Consider the following 21122-nt stretch of genomic DNA (forward strand, 5'->3'; position numbering starts at 1 on the left):
TTCGACGGGATCGGTGTAATGAGCAAGATCGAAACGATCGGCATCATCGGCGCGGGCCAGATGGGCGGCGGCATCGCCCATGTCTCCGCACTTTCTGGCTACAAGGTGCTGATCTACGATATATCGCCCGACCGTATCGAGAAGGGCATCGCCACTGTCAGCGGCAACATGGCCCGCCAGGTGGGGTCCGGCAAGCTCGACGAGAAGCTCCGCAACCAGGCGATGGCGCGCATCGCGGCGGCGCCATCCATGGCCGATCTCGCCGGTGCCGACCTGGTCATCGAGGCAGCGACCGAGGACGAGACGGTCAAGCGCAAGATCTACGCCCAGCTTTGTCCGCAGCTCAATCCCGAGGCCATACTGGCGACCAATACCTCGTCGATCTCGATCACGCGGCTAGCCGCGCAGACCGACCGCCCCGAGCGCTTTATCGGCATCCACTTCATGAATCCGGTTCCCCTGATGAAGCTGGTCGAACTGGTGCGCGGCATCGCCACCGAGGACCAGACCTTCGAGGCGGCGAAGACCTATGTGAAGCAGCTCGACAAGACGATCACGGTCTCGGAGGATTTTCCGGCCTTCATCGTGAACCGCATCCTTTTGCCGATGATCAACGAAGCGATTTACACGCTTTATGAAGGCGTCGGCACGGTCGATGCGATCGACACCGCCATGCGGCTCGGCGCCAACCATCCGATGGGGCCGCTGCAGCTGGCCGATTTCATCGGCCTGGACACCTGCCTGTCAATCATGCAGGTGCTGCATGACGGCCTGTCGGATTCGAAGTACCGCCCCTGCCCGTTGCTGGTCAAATATGTCGAGGCCGGCTGGCTCGGCCGCAAGACCGGCCGCGGCTTCTACGATTATCGCGGCGAGCATCCGGTTCCGACACGCTGACCCGCCAGACTGATCACGGCCTGGCCGCGCGGGTTTACGACGCGGCGGCCAGGGGCGTGGGCGTCTCGATTTCGACCCTGTCGTCCTTCGCATCGGTCTCCGGCGCCATGGACACGCATCCGCGACCGGCAGCCTTGGCCACGTAGCAGGCGGCGTCTGCCCTGGCGATGATCTCGTCGACCGCGCCGCAATCTGCGTTGATAGGAGCCAGTCCGATGCTGGCGCCGATCGAATGAGGACGGCCTTCCCAGGTGAAGTCGAGGCCCTGTATCGCATCGATGATGGATCGCGCCGCGATTCTGGCCCCGGCAGCCGAGCCCGACTTCAGAATGACCGCGAATTCGTCGCCGCCCAGACGCGCGACCATGTCCTGCGGACCAAGCACGCCACGCACGGCCTCGGCAACGCGCTTGAGCAATGCGTCTCCCGCCGCGTGGCCGCCTGTGTCGTTGACCAGTTTGAAATGATCGAGGTCGATGAACATGAACTGATGTCCGATCCCCTCCTTGCGGGCCTGATCGACCAGTTCTTCCATGGCGCGGATGAAACTCGCGCGGTTGGCAAGGCCGGTCAGCGCATCATGCGCGGCGGCGTGGGCAAGCTGGCGCTGCAGCGCCCGCGCATCGGTGAAGTCCTGAAAGACGATGACCAGTCCGCAGAATTCGTTGCGTTCGTTCATGATCGGCGACACGACCTGCCGGATGCTGCAGCGCGTCTCGTCGCGCCGGATGAGGACGGCGCGGCTGTTCTGGTCATCGGCTCCCTGGCCGCCGATCGCAGGCCGCGCCACGCCGATCCTGTGGCCGGTCTCCTCGTCGACCGCCCAATAGACATGGCCGAGCGTCTTGCCGAGGGCATCATTGCAAGAGACACCGGTCAGCTTTTCGGCGACAGGATTCATGAAGGTGACGCGGTTGGCGGCATCGGTGCAGATGACGGCATCGCCGATCGACTGGAGCGTCACTTTGAGGCGCTCCTTTTCGTCGGCCAGCATGGCCGCCGACACGGCGAGGCGCTCCTCCGCCTGCTTGCGCCGGGTGATGTCGGTCAGGCTGCCTATCGCCCTGATCAGCCGCCCCTCTTCGTCGCGCTCGATCGCCTTGCCGCGGTCGAGGAACCAGAGCCAGCGGCCATCCTTGTGGCGCATCCTGAATTCGGCCTCGAAGAACGGCGTGCGGCCTTCGAGATGGGCGCGGTCCGCCTCGGCCACGGCTTCGCGATCGTCGGGATGTATCATCGCCAGCCAGTGATCGGGGTCACCGTCGAGTTCCCCGTCGGCATAACCCAGCATCTTGACCCAGGTCGAGGAATAGTTGGTGCCGCCCCTGCGCTTGTCGAAGTCCCAGACGCCCTGGCCGGCGCCGGCCAATGCAAAGTTCCAGCGCGTTTCGGCCTCGGCGATCCGCGCCTCGGCCTGCTTGCGCGCATCGATGTCCTCTATCTGCGAGACGAGATACAGCGGCCGGCCGCTATTCCCGTCGCGAATGACGGAGCCGGCCAGCCTGGCCCAGACGGGCGTGCCGTCCTTCTTGAGATAGCGCTTCTCGAAATGAAAGGAATCGATCTTGCCGGCCTTCAGGTCTTCCATCGTCTCCCGCCCGATCTCCAGATCGTCGGCATGCGTGAGCTGGAAGAAGGTCAACGCCTCGATCTCGTCGCGGCGGTAGTCGAGCATGGCAGCGAAAGCCGGGTTGGCCTCAAGAATGCGCCCGTCGAGGCCGACGATGGCGACGCCGATGGAGGAATCCTCCATGGCACGGCGGAAGCGCTGCTCGCTCTCGGCGATCTGGCGGCGGTCCTTGCGGATGACGCGCGCGAACATGCAGGCCAGGAGAAGTGCGCCGGCTGCCACACCGACCGACGCCTGCACACATAATTCGAGCGTCTCGGCGCCGGGATCCAGCCGCGACAGCAGGATCGATGCCGTCATCGCCGCTGTCCCGCCCACGAGCAGAGCCAACCCCGCATGTCTGTGCGGCGCCGGCCCGATGATCCTTCGCATTGCCACGATTTGTACCACCCCGTGGGCAATCGCATTTCCCGTGAAAATCCTGACGGATCGATTTTAAGGAAAGGTTGCGTCGGGTATCGGCGATGCCGCCGGCCGGCAAACATTTGCCGGCATGATTAAGGATCGGTATGCGCGGGATGCAGCAGCGGGCGTCGCGCTACCAGCGCACGGAAAACCGGCCGCCGAGCGCGCCGAGCAGCGCCAGCGCGGCGATCGCGATCGTATACCAGGTGGCGACGAAAAGCGGCGAATCATCAAAGCAATGCGCGGCATAGAAGGTTGCCGCCAGCCCGCCGGCGAGCAGGCCCGCGGCCGTGCCGGCCAGCACCGGCCGTGTCGGCGCGCCATAGCGCAGCATCCACAGGAAGATGGCAAGCGGGCCGATGCCGATCAGCGGGATGAGCCCCATGCAGACCATCATGTTGGAACCGACGAGACGCCTGCCCCAGTCGGCCTCGGGCACGGCGTAAAGCTCCAGCACCACGGCCACTGCCACGAGCACGGGCGCAGCCGCCATCCAGGCCGCCGCCTTGCCTGTCGATGCTCCCGGTGTCGACAATGCCCTGACGAAGGCGAAGGCGCTGGCGGCGAGCACGACGGTGAACAGGAACTTCGAAAGAAAGCGCATCGTATGTGCGGCAGCCATGAAGTCGGGGCGCGGACCGATCGTCATCATGAAAACCGCGCCCGCGATCACGGCGGCCACGCCGGCAGCCAGCCACCAGGCCGAGCGCAGCGGCATCGCCTTGCTGCGGGCGTCGGCATCAAGCGCCTTGATGAGATCTTCGGTCCTCATGTCATTCCCGCCCAAACCGCCCCTGCCCGAACCGCTTGGCAATGGCTGCAAGTCCGCGATGCAAGGAAACCCGCACCGCTGTTTCGCTGATGCCGAACTTGGCTGCCGTGTCGCCGATCGAGCGCCCCTCCACCGACACGGACGACACCACGGAGCGCTGTGCCGGCGGCAGGCCGTCGAGCGCCCGGTTGATGTCGCGTTCGCTGACGGTTTCCGTTTCCGGCTCGGCGAAGGTTTCGGCAATATCGTCGACATCGATCTCGATGCGCCGTCCGCGCCGCCGGAACGCGTCGATCAACTTGAAGCGCGCGATGGCATAGACCCAGGGCAGCACAGGTGCGTCCTGGCGCCAGGTGTGCCGTTTCACATGAATGGCCAGCAAGGTTTCCTGCACGACATCCTCGGGATCGACCCCGCCTTTGACGATCTTGCGCCTGGCAAAACCGCGAACCAGAGCGGCCGTCCGGTGCAGAAAGTCGGCATAGGCCCTTTCATCTCCCGCGATCGCGGCTCGCATCAGCCGGGAAAGCTCGGCCTCGTCCTTGCCGCTCACAAGAGTTCACTCCCCGATCTTCGCGCCTCGGCGCTGATTTGTTACGTGGCCGGCGAAATAATGTCCAAGGCAAACTACCGGCAAGTCACGAAAGATTGCGGGCGAACGCGAACTTGGGCTCGTCGACGGCGACTGTGTCCTGGACCGTCGGTCGCGCGCGGCCATCACGCGGAATTGTCCGCCTGGCATGGGTCTATGCCGCCAGCGGCCGATTGAAGCAGGCCAAAAATGTTGACTACACCTGTCATGTATCGATAGGTGCTGCGTGCCAGTTCAACGAGATCGAGGACGACGCCCATGAAATACGCTCTTTCCACCCTTGCCGGCGCCGCGGTGGTGGCGGTCAGCCTGATGGCTGGCCAGGCGATGGCTGAGGATACAGGCATCATCGTCTACAATGCCCAGCACGAGAGCCTCGCCAAGGAATGGGCCGACGGCTTCACCAAGGAAACCGGTATCAAGGTCACGCTGCGCAATGGCGGCGACAGCGATTTCTCCAACCAGATCGTCGCGGAGGGCACCGCCTCGCCCGCCGACGTGTTCCTGACCGAGAATTCGCCGGCCATGGTGCTGGTCGAGAATGCCGGCCTGTTCGCGCCGGTCGACGCCGACACACTGGCGCAGGTTCCGCAGGATTATCAGGCAGCGAGCGGCAAATGGGTCGGCGTTGCCGCCCGCAGCACCGTCTTTGCCTACAATACCACCAAGCTCAAGGCCGACCAGTTGCCCAAGTCGCTGCTCGACCTTGCCGATCCGAGCTGGAAAGGCCGCTGGGCCGCCTCGCCGTCGGGCGCCGATTTCCAGGCTATCGTCAGCGCGCTGCTGCAGCTCAAGGGCGAAGCCGCGACGGCGGACTGGCTGAAGGCGATGAAGCAGAATTTCACCGCCTATAAGGGCAACAGCACCGTGATGAAGGCGGTCAACGCCGGCGAGATCGAAGGCGGCGTGATCTATCACTACTACTACTTCGGCGATCAGGCCAAGACCGGCGAGAACAGCAAGAACGTTGCGCTGCATTATTTCAAAAACCAGGATCCGGGCGCCTTCGTCTCGACCTCCGGCGGCGGCGTGCTGGCTTCGAGCAAGCATCCCAAGGAAGCCCAGGCTTTCCTGAAGTGGGTGACCGGCAAGGGCGGCCAGGACGTGCTGAAGAACGGAACGTCCTTCGAATACGCGGTCGGCAAGGGCGCAGAGTCCAATCCGAAGCTGGTGCCGCTGGCCGACCTGCAGGCGCCGAAGATCGATGCCGCGACGCTGAACTCCAAGAAAGCCACCGACCTGATGACGGCGGCCGGCTTGCTTTAGTTGCCGTTCGTCCTAATAAGGACACCGGCCGTGCTCCCGCGGGAATTCCGCGGGAGCGTTTTGTTTTTTCGAGATGGCATTCGTCGATGACGACACGCTGTATTCCCGACCATGATCGTGGTCTTTCGATTGCCGCCGCCGGGCGGCAAGGGCGCGAAGTCTGAGCCGATGCAGTTCGCGGCCGACATTGCAAGCCCGGGCCTGCCGCCGAGGACGCGCCGCAGGGCGCGCCGGCGCGCTGCGTCATGGATCGTTGCCGCCGCTATCTTCGTTTCGCTGCTGGCCCTGCTGCCGCTTGCCTTCATCGTCTGGGTCGCCGTGCAGACCGGTTGGGAAACCGTCTCGGCGCTGGTTTTCCGGCCGCGTGTCGGCGAGCTTCTGGCCAACACCGTCCTGCTTGTCGCGCTCGCCGTGCCGATCGCCATCATCCTGTCGGTGGCGCTGGCCTGGCTGACCGAACGCAGCGACCTGCCCGGCGCCCGGCTGTGGGCCTGGCTATGCGTGGCGCCGCTCGCCATTCCCGCCTTCGTGCACAGCTATGCCTGGATCACCATGGTGCCCGGGCTGCATGGCTTGTGGGCCGGCGTGCTTGTCTCTGTCATAGCGTATTTCCCGTTCCTTTATCTGCCGGTATCGGCGGCCCTGCGCCGGCTCGATCCGGCGCTCGAAGACGCCGCGGCCGCACTCGGCCTTGGTCCCTGGCGTGTGTTCTGGCGCGTCGTGCTGCCGCAGCTCAGGCTTGCCATCTGTGGCGGCGCATTGCTGGTCGGCCTGCACCTGTTGGCCGAATACGGCCTTTACGTCTTCATCCGCTTCGACACCTTCACCACGGCGATCGTCGACCAGTTCCAGTCGACCTTCAACGGGCCGGCCGCGAATATGCTGGCCGGCGTGCTGGTGAGCTGCTGCTTCGTGCTGCTCGGGCTGGAGGTGCTGGTGCGCGGGGAAGAGCGCTATGCCCGCGTCGGTTCGGGCGCCGCGCGCCACCAGCAGCGCGCGCCGCTCGGCCGGGCGACCGTGCCTTGCCTGCTGCTGCTTGCCGCCACCACGCTTCTGGCGCTCGGCGTACCGTTCGTCACCATCGGACGCTGGCTTGCCGCCGGCGGCGCCGAGGTCTGGCGGCTCGACGAGATCGGCCTGGCGCTCGGCCAGACGTTGTTCCTGGCGCTCGCCGGCGCGCTGCTCGCCACCGTCGCCGCCATGCCGATGGCCTGGATCTCGATCCGCGCGCCGGGGCCTCTGCAGCGCTTGCTGGAGGGCTGCAACTACATCGTCGGATCGCTGCCCGGGGTCGTGATCGCACTGGCGCTGGTCACCATCACCGTGCGCATCGCCCTGCCGCTCTATCAGACCCTGTTCACCATCCTGGTTGCCTATGCCTTGATGTTCCTGCCCCGCGCCCTGATCAGCCTGCGGGCGTCGATCGCGCAGGCGCCGGTCGAGCTCGAGCGCGCCGCGTCCAGCCTCGGGCGGTCGCCGCTCCATGCATTGTGGTCGACGACGATCCGCCTGTCGGCGCCGGGTGCCGCCGCCGGCATGGCGCTGGTGGCGCTCGGCATCATGAACGAGCTGACCGCGACCCAGATGCTGGCGCCGAACGGCACCCGCACGCTGGCGATGGCGTTCTGGTCCTACAGCGGCGAGATCGACTACGCTTCGGCAGCACCTTACGCCTTCATCATGGTGGCGATGTCGCTGCCCCTGACCTGGCTGCTCTATGTCCAGTCAAAACGGATGGCTGGACGATGAGCTTTCTCGAACTCAGGGGCTTGCACAAGCATTACGGCCCGGTCGCGGCGCTTGCCGGCATCGATCTCGACATCGCCAGCGGCAGCCGCACGGCCATCGTCGGGCCGTCCGGCTGCGGCAAGACCACCTTGCTGCGGCTGATCGCCGGTTTCGAGGCGCCCGACCAGGGCAGCATCGTGCTTGACGGAAAGATGCTGGCCGACAGCGGCGGCGCCGTTCCGGCGCACCGCCGCGGTATCGGCCTGGTTGCACAGGACGGCGCCCTGTTTCCGCACCTGACGATTGGCGACAATATCGGTTTCGGGATGGACCGCAGGCTGGACAAACGCTCCGAACGCATCGTCGAACTGGCCTATATAGTAGGGCTGGACAAGGCGATCCTGAAGCGCCGCCCGCACGAACTCTCCGGCGGTCAGCAGCAACGCGTGGCGCTCGCCCGCGCCATGGCGATGAAGCCGCGGCTGATGCTGCTCGACGAACCGTTCTCGGCGCTCGACACCGGCCTGCGCGCCTCCATGCGCAAGGCCGTGGCGGAACTGCTCGAAGCCGCCGGCATCACCACCATCCTGGTGACGCACGATCAGGCCGAGGCGCTGTCCTTCGCCAGCCAGGTCGCGGTGATGCGCGAGGGCCGGTTCTCGCAGATCGGCACGCCGCGCGAACTTTATCTCAAGCCGAAGGACAGGATGATTGCCGAGTTCCTTGGCGACGCCATCATCCTGCCGGCGAAGATAGCGGGCGGTTTCGCCACGTCGCCGCTTGGCCGCATCGCCGTCGATACGTCGGACAGCCGCGATGTCGCCCGTATCATGTTGCGGCCGGAGCAGATCGGACTGAAGCGGACATCGCGCGAGGGCATGTCGGGCACGCCGGACATGCTTTTTGGCGAGGTAACGGAATCCGAATTCGCCGGCTCGACCTGCACGGTCGCGGTGCGGTTGCTCAACAGCCCCGACCCGCCGGACGCCGCCGCCATCGGCAGTACGCCGCTGATCCTGCGCAAGTCCGGCATGGACGCGCCGGCGGTCGGTGAGATCGTCCGGCTCACCGTGTCGGGACAGGCGCATGTATTCGCCTGACCGGCCGACGGTTCGCGGCTCGCTGATCAGCATGCAAGATTGGCGTCAGTCGACCCTCTTTGCAGCCTGATCGAACCAGTGAAGTTTCTCGGCCTTGGCCACGACGCGCAACTGGTCGCCGGGCTTGGCTGTTGCGCGCGCGGCCACACGCACGACGATGCGGTCGCCTCCTGCCGCACAGTGAAGAAAGCTGTCCGCTCCCACCGGCTCGACCGCCTCCACCATTGTCGGCAGCACGAGCGCGCCGGACGGTGCCTCGGCCGCGAAAGTGACATCGGCATCCTCGGGGCGGAAGCCAAGCGTGACGGCATTCGCAGGCGCAAAGTCGCTCGTCTTGCTGCCGGTCAGCGCCGGACCCGAAAGGGACAGAAGATTCATCGGCGGTGCGCCGATGAAAGAGGCGACGAACGTCGAGGCCGGCTTTTCGTAAATGTCGAGTGGCGCGCCCGCCTGCTCGACCAATCCGCCATTCATCACGACAAGGATGTCGGCCAACGTCATCGCTTCCAACTGGTCATGGGTGACGTAGACCGAGGTGACACCGAGCGAGCGCTGCAAGTTCTTGATTTCGACCCGCATCTGGCCGCGCAGCTTGGCATCGAGATTGGAGAGTGGCTCGTCGAACAGGAAGACTTTCGGATTGCGCACGATGGCGCGGCCCATGGCGACGCGCTGGCGTTGACCGCCTGAAAGCTCGCGCGGGCGCCGGTCAAGCAGCGCTGAAAGCTCCAGCACCTTGGCGGTCGAACGAACCCTGCTGTCGATCTCGTCCTTGGGCGTACCGCGATTGCGTAGCCCGTAAGCCATGTTGTCGTAGACTTTCATATGCGGATAGAGCGCATAGTTTTGGAACACCATGGCGATGTCGCGCTCGGTCGGGCCGATCGTGTTGACGATCTTGCCGTCGATAGCGACCGTGCCGGAAGAAATGGTCTCCAGCCCGGCGATCATCCTCAAAAGCGTGGACTTGCCGCAGCCGGACGGCCCGACCAGCACACAGAGTTCCTTGTCGGGAATGGCAATGGAGACGCCCTTCACGGCTTCGACGCCGCCGGCATATACTTTCTTCACGTCCCTCAGATCGACCGTCGCCATCGGCTTCTCACTTTTCGGTGTCGACCAGTCCGCGCACGAACCAGCGCTGCATCAGCACCACAACCAGGATTGGCGGCAAGATTGCCAGGATCGCCGTGACCATGAACAAATGCCATTGGGTGTCGGCATCGGCGAAGGAGACCATCTTCTTCAGTGCGATGACGATGGTGTTCATATCGTTGCTGTTGGTGACCAGCAGCGGCCACAGATACTGCGTCCAGCCGTAGATGAAAAGAATGACGAACAGCGCCGCGATATTGGTGCGCGACAATGGCAACAGGATATCGAAAAAGAACCGCCATGGACCGGCGCCGTCGACGCGCGCCGCCTCGACCAACTCGCCCGGGATGGTCATGAAGAACTGGCGGAACAACAACGTTGCGGTGGCCGAGGCGATCAGCGGGATGATCAGTCCGGCATAAGTGTCGATCATACCGAGGTCGACCATTACCTTGTAGGTCGGCAGGATGCGCACCTCGACGGGAAGCATCAGGGTGATGAAGATCAGCCAGAAGAAAGTCATGCGCAGCGGAAAACGGAAGAAGACGATCGCATAGGCCGACAGGATCGAGATGAATATCTTTCCGACCGCGACGCCGAGCGCCATGATCGTGGAGTTGAGGAGCAGCCTGCCGACGCCGAGCCCGCCGATGCGGCCGACGCCGCCGAACAGCGCCTCGCCGTAATTGTTCCAGAACTCGCTGCCCGGCCGGAAAGGCAGTGGCGGCCTAAGGATGGTTTGCAGCGTCTGCGTCGAGGCAACGAAAGTGTAGTAGATCGGAAAGGCCACGATCAGTATGCCGAGGATGAGCACGGCATGTGCAAGGAAAATGCGAAACGGGGATTGACCGATCATCGCGCTCCTCAGCCGTAATGAACCTTCCGTTCCACGTAGCGGAACTGGATGGCGGTGAGCGCGATGACGATGACCATCAGGATGACCGACTGCGCCGCCGAATCGCCGAGGATCAGATTGACGAAGCCGTCATTGTAGACCTTGTAGACCAGTGTCTCGGTGGCCTTGCCCGGCCCACCGCCGGTGACGGCGTGGACGATGCCGAACGTGTCGAACAGCGCATAGACGGTATTGACGACCAAAAGGAAAAACGTCGTCGGCGCCAAAAGCGGGAAGACGATGGTCCAGAAGCGCTTGGTTTCGCCGGCGCCGTCGATCGCCGCCGCCTCGATCAGCGTTTTCGGCACCGCCTGCAGCCCGGCGACGAAGAACAGGAAATTGTAGCTGATCTGCTTCCAGGCGGCCGCCGCCACCAGAAGGATCATGGCGTCGGTGCCGTTGAGCAGCGGATCCCAGGCGACGCCCAAACGTCTCAGCAGATAAGACAGCGAGCCGATCGATGGATTGAACAGGAACAGCCACAGCATGCCTGCAATCGCCGGCGCCACCGCGTAGGGCCAGATCATCAGCGTGCGGTAGAGGCCTTTGCCGCGCACCACCTTTTCCGCCATCACGGCAAGGAGCAGCGCCACGCCCATGGCAACGATCACGGTCGCGAGCGAAAACACCACTGTGACCTTGATCGAGTTGAGATAGGCCGGGTCGGCAAGCACCTTGCGGAAATTGGCAAACCAGACGAACCTGCTCCTCAGCCCGAACGGGTCCTGCCTCAGCATCGACTGGTAGAGCGCCTGCCCGGCCGGCCAGTAGAAGAACACCAGCGTGATGGCAAGTTGCGGCGCCACCAGGAGGTATGGCAAGACTTTGTTGGGAAAGACGACGCGCGGGGTCAATGCGCCGCTCCGGCGTGGAAAGCCGAGCGGCACTCTACGGCGCTCACCGCTGCCCTGCCGGGCATCTCCCCTTCTTGGAGGAAGATTGGCGGTTCCTGCGGCAGCTGCCATTCTCCAGCTTTGACAATCGCCGAAAACGGTCGCGACAGCCAGTCTCCCCCCTTCAGGGGGAGATGCCCGGCAGGGCGGAGGGGGGCCTCGTAGAGCAAGGACTATAACTCGATAGGTTCGGACGCGCCCTAATTCCCCAGCGCTTCCTTGATCGCCGCGTTGCCACGCGTGACCGCATTGTCGAGCGCCTGCTGGGCGGTTTCCTGGCCGGCAAGCATCTTTTCGAACTCCTCGTTCTGGATGTCGCGCACCTGCGGCAAGTTCGGCAACCGCACGCCCTTCGAATTGTCGGTCGGCGCCTTGCCCGTCATCTGCAGGATCGGCGTCTCGCGACCGGGATTCTTGTCGTAGAAGCCGGACTTTTTCGTCGCCTCATAGGCGGCGAGCGTCACCGGCAGGTATCCCGATTTCTGGTGCAGATATTCCTGCACATCGGTCTTGGACAGATAGGCGAAGAAAGCCGCGACGCCTTTGTACTCCTCGTCGGACTTGCCGCCGAAGACCCAAAGGCTGGCACCGCCCGGCGTCGTGTTCTGCGGCGCGCCCTTGGCGTCGCTGTCATAGGGCAACTGGCCAATGCCGTAGTTCATGCCCGACTTGACGATGTCGCCTAGGCCGCCCGAGGATTCGGTGAAGATGCCGCATTCGCCGGCGAGGAATATCTGCTTGGCTTCGGAGGTGCGCCCGCCATATTTGAAGGTGCCGTCCTTGGCCAGATCGGCGAGCGCCTGGAAATGTTTGACGAAGATCGGCGAGTTGATCTTGAGTTCGACATCACCGCCGGCCAGGCCATTCTGCTGCGTGGCCCACGGCACATCGTTCCACGCCGCGAAGTTTTCCAGGTGTATCCAGGTCAGCCAGGTCGAGGTGTAGCCGCAAGCGGCGGCGCCGCTCGCCTTGATCTTTTTGGCATCCTCCCACACCTCGTTCCAGGTCTTGGGTGGGTTGTTCACATCGAGCCCCGCCTTCTGGAAGATGTCCTTGTTGTAGTAGAGGATCGGCGAGGAGGAGTTGTAGGGGAAGGACAGCATGGTGCCGTCCGGCGTCGAATAATAACCGACGATGCCTGGCAGATACTGGCTCTTGTCAAAGTTCATCCCGGCGCCGGTCAGCACCTCGGCCACTGGCTTGATCGCGTCCCGGGCCGCCATCATCACGCCGGTGCCGACATCGAACACCTGGATGATGTCAGGCGACTGGCCGGCGCGATAGGCGGCGATGCCGGCATTCAGCGTTTCGGGATAGGTCCCCTTGAAAACCGGAACAATCTGGTAGTCGCCCTGGCTGGCGTTGAAATCCTTGGAAATCTTGTCGACGACCTCTGCGTTGGCGCCGGTCATGGCGTGCCACCAGCTGATCTGCGTAACGGCGAAGGCGGAGGTTGTGGAAAGCAGGGTCACGGCGACACCGGCCGCGAAGCCAAAGAACTTCATGTTTCGTCTCCCGTTCTCATTGCTTGTCATTGGCGAAAGGGGCACTCCCGCAATGGCACTATGTGTCGTTCGCGCGCAGCGGACAACGGTTTTGTTGCGGACAGGCGCACTTCATATCCGGCTAAAGTAGCGTTCACTTCCGGATGAAAGTGACCCGGAAAAGGATTGCATAGCGGCTTGCTGCTTGAATTGATGTACCAGGGACCTGTCTCGAGACGGTCAGCGACCTCACCGACGGACGGCGTCTAACAGCACATGACAACACTGACATGACAACGCTGAAAAAGGCGTCGGTTTAATGCTCGGTCGATGCGTGGAAATTCCCGTCCCGCGCTCAGCCTGACGGATTTGACATCGGCCAATCAGTCTGCTGGCCGGGAATGGGTCTGCCGCCGCTCAGTTCTGCTGCCGCTCGGTTCCAGAAGCGCGCGGCAAGTAGAGATGCAGGCTTGTTCCCTGACCGATTTCGCTATCGATTCGGACATGCCCACCGGATTGCTTGATGAAGCCGTAAACTTGGCTTAGCCCGAGTCCCGTACCCTGCCCTTCCGATTTTGTTGTGAAGAATGGTTCGAAAACGCGCGCCAGGGTGTCCTTGCTCATTCCACAGCCGGTATCGCGTACAGTCACGCGAACAAATGAAGCCGCCGCTGAACGCAAATCCTCCAGATCATTTGGAAAATTGCTGGTCTCAATCGTGAGGGTGCCACTGCCTTTCATTGCATCTCTGGCGTTCACCGCAAGGTTAAGAACGGCGATGTCGAGCTGGTTGGCATCGATAAGGATAGGGTCCAAGGCTGGATCCAGATTGCATTGCACCCGGATACCGCTCCCCAACGTCCGTTCCAGCAGCGTCGTCAGCCCCTTGATACGTTCATTGAGATCAATCTGTTCCGGGACCAGGGATTGGCGTCGCGAAAAGGCAAGCAGTTGCTGTGTTAGCGCTCCTCCATTTTCGATCCGCCTGAACATCTCCTCGACCAGCAGAGTGACTTTCTCATCCGCAGGATCTTTAGCGATCTGTTTCTCCAGAAGCCGAAGGCCAGACCCGAAAACGGCTAGTAGGTTGTTGAAGTCATGGACAATGCCAGCTGCGAGGCGTCCAATGGCTTCGAGCTTTTGTGACTGGCGTGCGTTTTCTTCTCTTGATCGCTGGGCCGAGACATCGCGCAGGCTGGCAAGCAATGCGGGCCTGCTGTCCCAGGTAACCTCGACCGTACGCATTTCCACTTCTGCCGGCTTGCGGCCGGAACGGTGAACGGTGATCTCGGCGATCTCTCCGGAGACGACCGGACGGCCGAGCGGAACGTGGAGGAGTTCGTCAAGCGGCTGTCCAAAAATTACGGCTGCCGCAGGATTGGCATAGAGCACTGTTCCGTCCAAATCGACCACCAGCATCCCGTCGGCGGTATTTTCGATCAACTGGCGAAAGCTGAGCTGGCTGATGCCAGCCGGAGATGCATCTCCGGGCGATTCCAGCATTTCGGCGGCGTTTTGCGCCGTATTCAAGGCGCTCTTCATGTCGACGTGTTGTCCACGGCGGAGTCGCCGAACACATCAGGCGCGCTGTCAAAGGGCTTTCCAAGATGCATACCGCCACTGTCGATGGTGAAGCGCCGTATCTGTTTGTCGTGTTCGCTGCCGCGCATTTTCAGCACCATCATGCCGCGATGCATGAATTCTTCCTGCTGAATGTAGCGCAACAGAATGATCGAATCGGTGAGTGTGGAAATATGCTGCTCGCTAGCGCTCTGGCCTCCGACAAGCGATTTGTTGGTAGCGGTGCAAAGGCCGGCAATTTCGCGCTTCTTTATGAAGGAGGTGACGCTGATCAAGAACTCACGAAACCCGGTTTCTGGCGCGATGCGCTCCAATGCCGACAAGCTGTCGATTGCCATGCGATCGGGTTTGAACTCCGCCACCAGTTCGCGGATCATCAGAAGGTGATCCGGCAAACTCTGCGCTTCCGGATAAAGGCAGACTACCTTCAGGCGACCATCCGCCTCCATCGCTTCGAAATCGACGCCCCAGCTACGCGCGTTGCGGAAAAGCTGGCCGCGGCTCTCCTCATAGCCGACGAGCAAGGCGCGTTCGCCCGCAGCCACTCCGCCCGCTAGAAAGTTGGTGACAAGTAGAGTCTTTCCGGTGCCTGTGGCTCCACTGACAAGGGTTACGCTGTCGCGAAAGAACCCGCCGCTGCACATTTTGTCGAGTTCGGAATTACCACTGGTGACCCGTTTCGTGCTTGATTGCTGCTCCAGGCGCAACGATGACAGAGGCACAGCTACGATGCCCTGTTCGGCGACCAGCGTTATGGGCACTTCGCCCTCAACGTGACGGCTGCCGCGCATTTTCAGGACTTCTATGGTCCGCCGACGGCGCTCGCGATCAAGGGCATTGCGAAGGATCACGACATTGTCTGCGACGAACTCCTCTATTCGGTGACGGGAGATTTCACCATATTCACTGTTGCGTTCCGCGGTCATAAGGACCGTCAGCCCTTCTTTCTTCAGCGCGGTCGCAATACGTAGAAGTTCGCGGCGCACTGCCGTCTGCTCGGCTACGAAATGATCGAAAAGTTGGGTAACCGAATCGAGCACGATGCGCTTTGCCCCGGCGCTTCGGCTCGCGTGCAGAATGCGGGTCAGAAGACCGGCGAGGTCGAAATCGCCCACAACCACCTGGTCCTGATCGCGCGGGCTCGCATCGACGAAAACAAGCTTGTCCGCCGCTCGCCAGCCGCGGATGTCCCAGCCGAAGCTCGCCATGTTCACCTCGATCTCGGTTGGCGACTCCTCGAAGGTGACGAAGACACCGGCCTCATTGAGACCGGTGATGCCATGCGCCAGGAACTGCGTGGCGAATACGGTCTTGCCGCTACCGGGCGTGCCGCCCACGATGGTGGTGCGTCCGCGCGGCAAGCCACCCATCACCAAGTCGTCAAAAGCTTCGATCCCTGTATTGACGCGTTCAAGAACCGGGTCGATAGAGATCTCATCCGTCGCGGTCATGAATATCATCCTTCTTGCGAAAACCGAAATAGTCCAGAACCTGAGCGATATTGCTGATGTCGCCCACCAGACGGCGCGGGGGATCGGCGGATTCGTCGGAGAGCGTCGGCGTTGCTAGTATCCCTGCTCGCTCCGCCTCATGAGGATGTTCCAGGATATCGAAGATCTGGATTTCAATGGATGCGCTCATCTCCTCGATTATCTTCAGGCGGCTTTCCAGTGCCCGACGAGCACCGGGCGTGTCTCCGGCGATGTAGAGCCGGAGAAGGGGATGGGCCCCTGAAGCGGGCGGTTGTTCCGGGTTCATATCTCACGCTGGTTGCACGGGTTCAGTATCGACGTGCTCTACGCGACACGCCAGCAATTCAACCGCAGGGCTTTGTTGTCCGCCTTGGGCGATCTTCTAGCATTTCGCCTGGAGCCGACGCGCCACAGCTCGCGCTCGATGGGGCCTGGATCAGCACCCCTGTCACTTCTTAGACATTCGCGCTTTGCGCGTCTGCGCACTAGTGGACATTTCTCCGGTTATTGGGATATGGGCCGCAAGCGATCGTTCGGAGGAGTGTAAATGGAAGCCCGCGCCCACATAGACTCCGGCATGATCGGCAACAATCTTCTGCGGGCACTCACCGCGGCAGATTGGGCAATCCTCGAGCCTTGGCTGGATGAGTGGTCGGCCCCCACCGGAACACTGCTTTATGAACCTGGCGACACGGTTCGCCATGCATACTTCCCGAGAGGTCCCAGCCTGATTTCCTATCTCGTCGTGCTGAGCGACGGGCGTGCGATCGAGACGGCTCTGGTCGGACGAGAAGGGGCAATTGGCGGAGTTGTCAGCCAAGGCAGGCTCCCAGCTTACGCTCGCGCTGAAGTACAATTGGGAGGTTCGTTCTTCCGCATCGACCTGCTTAACCTTGAAGAGGCGAAGTCCAGGTCGTCGACGCTACGGAATCTGTTCGCGCGGTACGCGGACTGCCTGATGGCGCAGATGTTCCAGTCCGTCGCCTGCAATGCCGCGCATTCGATCGAGCAACGGACAGCGAAATGGCTGCTGGCCGCCATTGATCGGACGGGCACTCCCGATCTGGCGCTGACACAAGAACAGCTCGCCGTAATGCTCGGAGTCGGCCGGAGCTATTTGAGCCGCGTCATACGCGATCTGAAAGAACACGGTCTCATTGAGACCCATCGTGCCCGGATCGTCGTTCGCAAGGTCGACGGCCTGCGGTGGCTTGCTTGCGAGTGCAATGCGGCGGTCAGTCATCACTTCGACGAAGTATTGAAGGGCGTCTATCCCCTGCCGACCAACGGCTCGTCTGGCCGATAGCACAAACGGCTCGCCATATATGTCCTTAAGGTGAGTCCCTGGACGCCGAGGCTTGGACTACTATCTCGGCAAGCCGGCGCCGATCCAGGCATTCGACGAATTGACCGGGTCGGCTCAGGCCGACGCGGATGGGCTGGGCGGAACCGTTGCGTGGTCAGGCCGCGCTTGCGCCCAGCCTTGTCCCAGCCTCTTCAAGACCCGAGCGCGGCCTCGACAAGCCGCTTGGCGTCCGGCCCCGACCACTCGGCCGGGCCGTTCATATGAGCGATCAGGCAGCCTTCGCCGTCGATCAGCATGGTGACGGGCAGGCCGAGCGCCAAGCCGCGCGTCTTGAGCTCGTTGAACAGCGCCATCGTCGAATCCCTGTAATAGCCGAGTGCCTCGACGCCGGTGTCCTTGAGGAACTTCTTCGGCTTCACGTCGTCGCCGGCATCGACGTTGACGGCGACGACCTGGAACGCATCGCTGCCTTTCTCCTTCTGCAAGGTGTCCAGCGCCGGCATTTCGGCGCGGCATGGCGCGCACCATGTCGCCCACAGATTGAGCAGCACCGTCTTGCCGGCACGGTCGGCGATGGTCATCGGCTTGCCGTCCGGGCCGTTGAAGGCGAGGCTCTTCATCGATTGCGGCGGATCGGCTGGCAAGAGCGCCGCGACCTCGCCGGTGGCGGCTGCGGCGATCTTCTTGGCGCGTTCGCTCTTGGCGGCGCAGGCGACATCGTCCTTGCTGTCGCCGACGGCGACTTGCGACGCGGCGTTGTTGCCAGACCGGCTCTCGCTGACATATACCGCGACCGCGCCGGCCAGCGCTCCCGCCACCAGGGCGGCGAGGATCAGGCGCGGGGCCGGGAAAAATCTGTTTCCGTCTGCCATGTTCTCAAAACTGCTCCGAGCACGGGTTTTATAGCCATGAGCGACAAGAAGACCAGCAACCAGATGTGGGGCGGACGATTTGCCTCGGGTCCGGCCGCGATCATGGAAGCGATCAACGCGTCGATCTCGTTCGACCGCAAACTCTATGCGCAGGACATCAGAGGTTCGATCGCCCATAGCGCGATGCTGGCGCAAACGGGCATTATTTCGGCGGCCGATCAAGAGAAAATCGCTCACGGCCTGAACACGATCCTGAAAGAGATCGAGGCGGGCACGTTTGAATTCTCGACCAGGCTGGAAGACATCCACATGAACGTCGAGGCCCGCCTCGCCGAGCTGATCGGTCCGGCCGCCGGCCGGCTGCACACGGCCCGCTCTCGCAACGACCAGGTTGCAGTGGACCTCCGGCTCTGGGTCAAGGACGAGTGCTTTCGCGTCGCCGAGGCCTTGAAGGGTCTCATCAGTGCGTTGCTGGAGCGGGCCGAGCAGCACGCCGCGACGGTGATGCCGGGCTTCACCCATATGCAGGCGGCGCAGCCGGTGACATTCGGCCACCACTGCATGGCCTATGTCGAGATGTTTTCGCGCGACCTGTCGCGGGTGCGCGACGCCATCGAACGCATGGACGAGAGCCCGCTCGGTGCAGCAGCCCTTGCCGGCACCAGCTTTCCGATCGACCGCCACCAGACCGCCAGTGCGCTCGGCTTCCGCGAGCCCATGCGCAATTCGCTGGACAGCGTCTCGGACCGCGATTTCGCGCTGGAATTCCTGGGACTGGCGGCCATATGCGCCACGCATCTGTCGCGGCTGGCGGAAGAAATCATCATCTGGTCAACGCCGCAATTCGGCTTCATCAGGCTGTCGGACAGCTTCTCCACCGGCTCCTCGATCATGCCGCAGAAGAAGAACCCCGACGCCGCCGAACTGGTGCGCGGCAAGACCGGGCGCGTCACCGGCCATCTGGTCGGCCTGCTGACGGTGATGAAGGGCATGCCTTTGACCTATGGCAAGGACATGCAGGAAGACAAGGAATCGGTGTTCGATGCCGCCGAGACGCTCGACCTGATGCTGGCGGCGATGACCGGCATGGTCTCCGATATGACGGTGAACGCGGCGGCGATGAAGAAGGCTGCCGGCTCCGGCCACGCAACCGCGACCGACCTTGCCGACTGGCTGGTGCGCACGCTCGGCCTGCCGTTCCGGGAAGCGCATCATGTCACGGGACGGGCGGTGGCGCTGGCCGAAGAGAAGAAGCTGAGCCTGGAGAAGCTTGCGCTGGAAGACTTGCAGTCGATCCACCCCGGCATCACGAAGGACATTTTTTCGGTGCTGGCCGTGCAGAACTCTGTGAAGAGCCGCACCTCCTTCGGCGGCACCGCACCGTCGGAAGTCAGGAAGCAGATCCGCTACTGGAAAAAGCGGCTGGCCAAGGCGTGATGCCGGACATTGCGGCCAGCCATATCCCGGATATTGCAACCGCCAATATCCACGGTATTGCAACGGCAATATCCAGGGTGCAATGCGCCGAGAACTCGGCTAAAAGCAGCGGCGGAAAAAAGTTTCGGACGGATGGATCGATGACCGGAAGCAGGATTTTGGTGACACTGACGCTGCTTGCGGCGGTTGCCGCCGTTACGGCTTGCGGCAGAAGGTCCGGTCTCGACACGCCTTACGAGGCGGCCGTGCAGGCGCGCAAGGACGCCGAGAAGGCACACCAACCCGTGCCGCCGGAACCGGAAAAACCGGTCGCGGACAAGAAGTTCATTCTCGACCCGCTGCTCTAGAGCCGGTCAGAGCGGTTTAGAGTGCTAAACCCGCTCCTACCCTGCTCCAACTTTTCGGAACCACTCTCGTGAACCATTTCGACTACCGCGACGGCGTGCTTCATGCCGAGGACGTGGCGATATCGGACATCGCCGCAACCGTCGGCACGCCATTCTACTGCTATTCGACGGCCACGCTGACCAGGCACTACCACGTCTTCGTCCAGGCATTTGCCGGGCTCGATGCACTGGTCTGCTACGCCATGAAGGCGAATTCCAATCAGGCGGTGCTCAAAACCCTGGCCAGGCTCGGCGCCGGAGCCGACGTGGTGTCGGAAGGCGAGTTGCGGCGCGCGCTGGCAGCCGGCATCCCGGCCAGCAAGATCCTGTTCTCCGGCGTCGGCAAGACCGCGCGTGAGATGGACTTTGCGCTGGCAGCCGGCATCCTGTGCTTCAACGTCGAATCCGAGCCCGAACTCGAACTGCTCTCGTCGCGCGCCGTTGCCCTGGGCAAGGTGGCGCCGGTCTCGCTGCGCATCAATCCGGATGTCGACGCCAGGACGCACAAGAAGATCTCGACAGGCAAAGCCGAGAACAAGTTCGGCATCCCATGGCAGAAGGCGCGTCAGGTCTATGCGCGCGCGGCTGAATTGCCGGGCATCAAGGTCACCGGCATCGACACCCATATCGGCAGCCAGATCACCGAGCTGCAACCCTTCGACGATGCCTTCGCGCTTTTGGTGGAACTGGTCGGCGCGCTGCGCGCCGACGGCCATGCCATCGAGCATGTCGATCTCGGCGGCGGTCTCGGCATTCCCTACCGCGTCGACAACAACCCGCCACCGCTCCCCGACGCCTACGCGCAGATCGTCCGCAAGCACGTCACCAAGCTTGGCTTGAAGGTGATGTTCGAGCCGGGCCGGCTGATCGTTGGCAATGCCGGTATCCTCGTCTCGCAAGTGATCTTCGCCAAAGAAGGCGATGCCAAGAATTTCCTCGTCGTCGACGCCGCCATGAACGACCTGATCCGGCCGACGCTCTACGACGCTTTCCACGACATAAGACCGGTGGTGCTGCCGCCCGCCGACGCGCCGCGCATGACGGTCGATATCGTCGGCCCGGTCTGCGAGACCGGCGACTATCTCGGCCTCGACCGCGACCTGCCAAGGCTCAAGTCCGGCGACCTGGTCGCCATCGCCACCGCCGGCGCCTATGGCGCGGTACAGGCGGGCACCTACAACACCCGCCTACTGGTGCCGGAAGTGCTGGTCGACGGCGATCGTTTCCACGTCGTGCGCCCGCGCCAGACCTATGACGAACTGATCGGGCTGGATTCGATCCCCGACTGGCTTGCATAGAAGCCGCCGAAGG

The 21122-nt window shown here is 62.8% G+C and carries 20 protein-coding genes; 8 read left to right on the forward strand and 12 right to left on the reverse strand.

Annotated elements, in window-relative coordinates; genetic code table 11:
- The first annotated feature begins 18 nt into the window (after positions 1-18).
- Positions 19-897 (forward strand): 3-hydroxybutyryl-CoA dehydrogenase, encoded by an 879-nt coding sequence (locus FJ951_RS05485; protein ID WP_140500869.1) that lies wholly within the window; start codon positions 19-21, stop codon positions 895-897.
- Positions 898-931: 34 nt separating this feature from the next.
- On the opposite strand, the gene FJ951_RS05490 is transcribed toward FJ951_RS05485, so the two are convergent.
- The 4 genes from FJ951_RS05490 to FJ951_RS28980 form a co-directional block, all read right to left on the reverse strand.
- Positions 932-2827 (reverse strand): PAS domain S-box protein, encoded by a 1896-nt coding sequence (locus tag FJ951_RS05490; RefSeq protein ID WP_224655978.1) that lies wholly within the window; start codon positions 2825-2827, stop codon positions 932-934.
- Positions 2828-3065: 238 nt separating this feature from the next.
- Entirely contained in the window at positions 3066-3704 is a 639-nt protein-coding gene (locus FJ951_RS05495; RefSeq protein ID WP_140513866.1) for an NrsF family protein, read from the reverse strand.
- A gap of 1 nt (position 3705) precedes the next feature.
- The gene (locus FJ951_RS05500; RefSeq protein WP_140513867.1) at positions 3706-4257 is read right to left on the reverse strand and encodes a sigma-70 family RNA polymerase sigma factor; all 552 of its coding nucleotides are present in this window, start codon (positions 4255-4257) and stop codon (positions 3706-3708) included.
- 164 nt (positions 4258-4421) lie between these two features.
- Positions 4422-4556: a hypothetical protein gene (locus tag FJ951_RS28980; RefSeq protein ID WP_263490082.1), complete on the reverse strand. Its 135-nt coding sequence runs from the start codon at positions 4554-4556 to the stop codon at positions 4422-4424.
- Between FJ951_RS28980 and FJ951_RS05505 the strand changes: the two genes are divergently transcribed.
- From FJ951_RS05505 to FJ951_RS05515, 3 genes are all read left to right on the forward strand, one after another.
- Positions 4555-5562, forward strand: coding sequence for an iron ABC transporter substrate-binding protein (locus FJ951_RS05505; RefSeq protein ID WP_140513868.1), 1008 nt, complete (start codon positions 4555-4557; stop codon positions 5560-5562). The two genes, FJ951_RS28980 and FJ951_RS05505, sit on opposite strands and share 2 nt — an antisense overlap.
- Positions 5563-5730: 168 nt before the next feature.
- On the forward strand, positions 5731-7311 hold the full coding sequence (locus FJ951_RS05510) for an iron ABC transporter permease (RefSeq protein ID WP_181165391.1): 1581 nt from the start codon (positions 5731-5733) through the stop codon (positions 7309-7311).
- Positions 7308-8390 (forward strand): ABC transporter ATP-binding protein, encoded by a 1083-nt coding sequence (locus tag FJ951_RS05515; protein WP_140513869.1) that lies wholly within the window; start codon positions 7308-7310, stop codon positions 8388-8390. The genes FJ951_RS05510 and FJ951_RS05515 overlap by 4 nt, the downstream gene beginning before the upstream one ends.
- 45 nt (positions 8391-8435) lie before the next feature.
- Here the strand turns inward: FJ951_RS05515 and FJ951_RS05520 are convergent, their stop codons facing one another.
- From FJ951_RS05520 to FJ951_RS05550, 7 genes are all read right to left on the reverse strand, one after another.
- Positions 8436-9485, reverse strand: a complete 1050-nt coding sequence (locus FJ951_RS05520; protein ID WP_140500808.1) for a sn-glycerol-3-phosphate import ATP-binding protein UgpC — start codon at positions 9483-9485, stop codon at positions 8436-8438.
- Between the two features lie 7 nt (positions 9486-9492).
- Complete coding sequence (gene ugpE, locus FJ951_RS05525) at positions 9493-10341, reverse strand: sn-glycerol-3-phosphate ABC transporter permease UgpE (protein ID WP_140513870.1); 849 nt, start codon at positions 10339-10341, stop codon at positions 9493-9495.
- An 8-nt stretch (positions 10342-10349) separates the two neighbouring features.
- Complete coding sequence (ugpA, locus tag FJ951_RS05530) at positions 10350-11234, reverse strand: sn-glycerol-3-phosphate ABC transporter permease UgpA (RefSeq protein WP_140513871.1); 885 nt, start codon at positions 11232-11234, stop codon at positions 10350-10352.
- A 239-nt stretch (positions 11235-11473) separates the two neighbouring features.
- Positions 11474-12778 (reverse strand): sn-glycerol-3-phosphate ABC transporter substrate-binding protein UgpB, encoded by a 1305-nt coding sequence (gene ugpB, locus FJ951_RS05535; protein WP_140500805.1) that lies wholly within the window; start codon positions 12776-12778, stop codon positions 11474-11476.
- A gap of 396 nt (positions 12779-13174) precedes the next feature.
- A complete protein-coding gene (locus tag FJ951_RS05540) occupies positions 13175-14299 on the reverse strand; it encodes an ATP-binding protein (protein ID WP_140513872.1) in 1125 nt (374 codons plus the stop codon).
- Complete coding sequence (gene kaiC, locus FJ951_RS05545; protein ID WP_140500803.1) at positions 14296-15789, reverse strand: circadian clock protein KaiC; 1494 nt, start codon at positions 15787-15789, stop codon at positions 14296-14298. Before kaiC ends, FJ951_RS05540 begins: the two co-directional genes overlap by 4 nt.
- Positions 15773-16096: a circadian clock KaiB family protein gene (locus FJ951_RS05550; protein WP_140500802.1), complete on the reverse strand. Its 324-nt coding sequence runs from the start codon at positions 16094-16096 to the stop codon at positions 15773-15775. The genes kaiC and FJ951_RS05550 overlap by 17 nt, the downstream gene beginning before the upstream one ends.
- 261 nt (positions 16097-16357) lie before the next feature.
- On the opposite strand from FJ951_RS05550, the gene FJ951_RS05555 reads away from it, so the two are divergent.
- Complete coding sequence (locus tag FJ951_RS05555; RefSeq protein WP_140513873.1) at positions 16358-17116, forward strand: Crp/Fnr family transcriptional regulator; 759 nt, start codon at positions 16358-16360, stop codon at positions 17114-17116.
- 191 nt (positions 17117-17307) lie between these two features.
- Here the strand turns inward: FJ951_RS05555 and FJ951_RS05560 are convergent, their stop codons facing one another.
- Complete coding sequence (locus FJ951_RS05560) at positions 17308-17988, reverse strand: TlpA disulfide reductase family protein (protein WP_140513874.1); 681 nt, start codon at positions 17986-17988, stop codon at positions 17308-17310.
- A gap of 36 nt (positions 17989-18024) precedes the next feature.
- Between FJ951_RS05560 and argH the strand changes: the two genes are divergently transcribed.
- The 3 genes from argH to lysA all read left to right on the forward strand — a co-directional run bounded on the left by argH (position 18025) and on the right by lysA (position 21109).
- Positions 18025-19425: an argininosuccinate lyase gene (gene argH / locus FJ951_RS05565; protein WP_140513875.1), complete on the forward strand. Its 1401-nt coding sequence runs from the start codon at positions 18025-18027 to the stop codon at positions 19423-19425.
- A 140-nt stretch (positions 19426-19565) separates the two neighbouring features.
- Positions 19566-19772 (forward strand): lipoprotein, encoded by a 207-nt coding sequence (locus FJ951_RS05570; RefSeq protein ID WP_140500798.1) that lies wholly within the window; start codon positions 19566-19568, stop codon positions 19770-19772.
- A gap of 68 nt (positions 19773-19840) precedes the next feature.
- On the forward strand, positions 19841-21109 hold the full coding sequence (gene lysA, locus FJ951_RS05575) for a diaminopimelate decarboxylase (RefSeq protein WP_140513876.1): 1269 nt from the start codon (positions 19841-19843) through the stop codon (positions 21107-21109).
- Positions 21110-21122 lie beyond the last annotated feature (13 nt).

Source organism: Mesorhizobium sp. B2-2-3, assembly GCF_006442405.1.
Classification (GTDB): domain Bacteria; phylum Pseudomonadota; class Alphaproteobacteria; order Rhizobiales; family Rhizobiaceae; genus Mesorhizobium.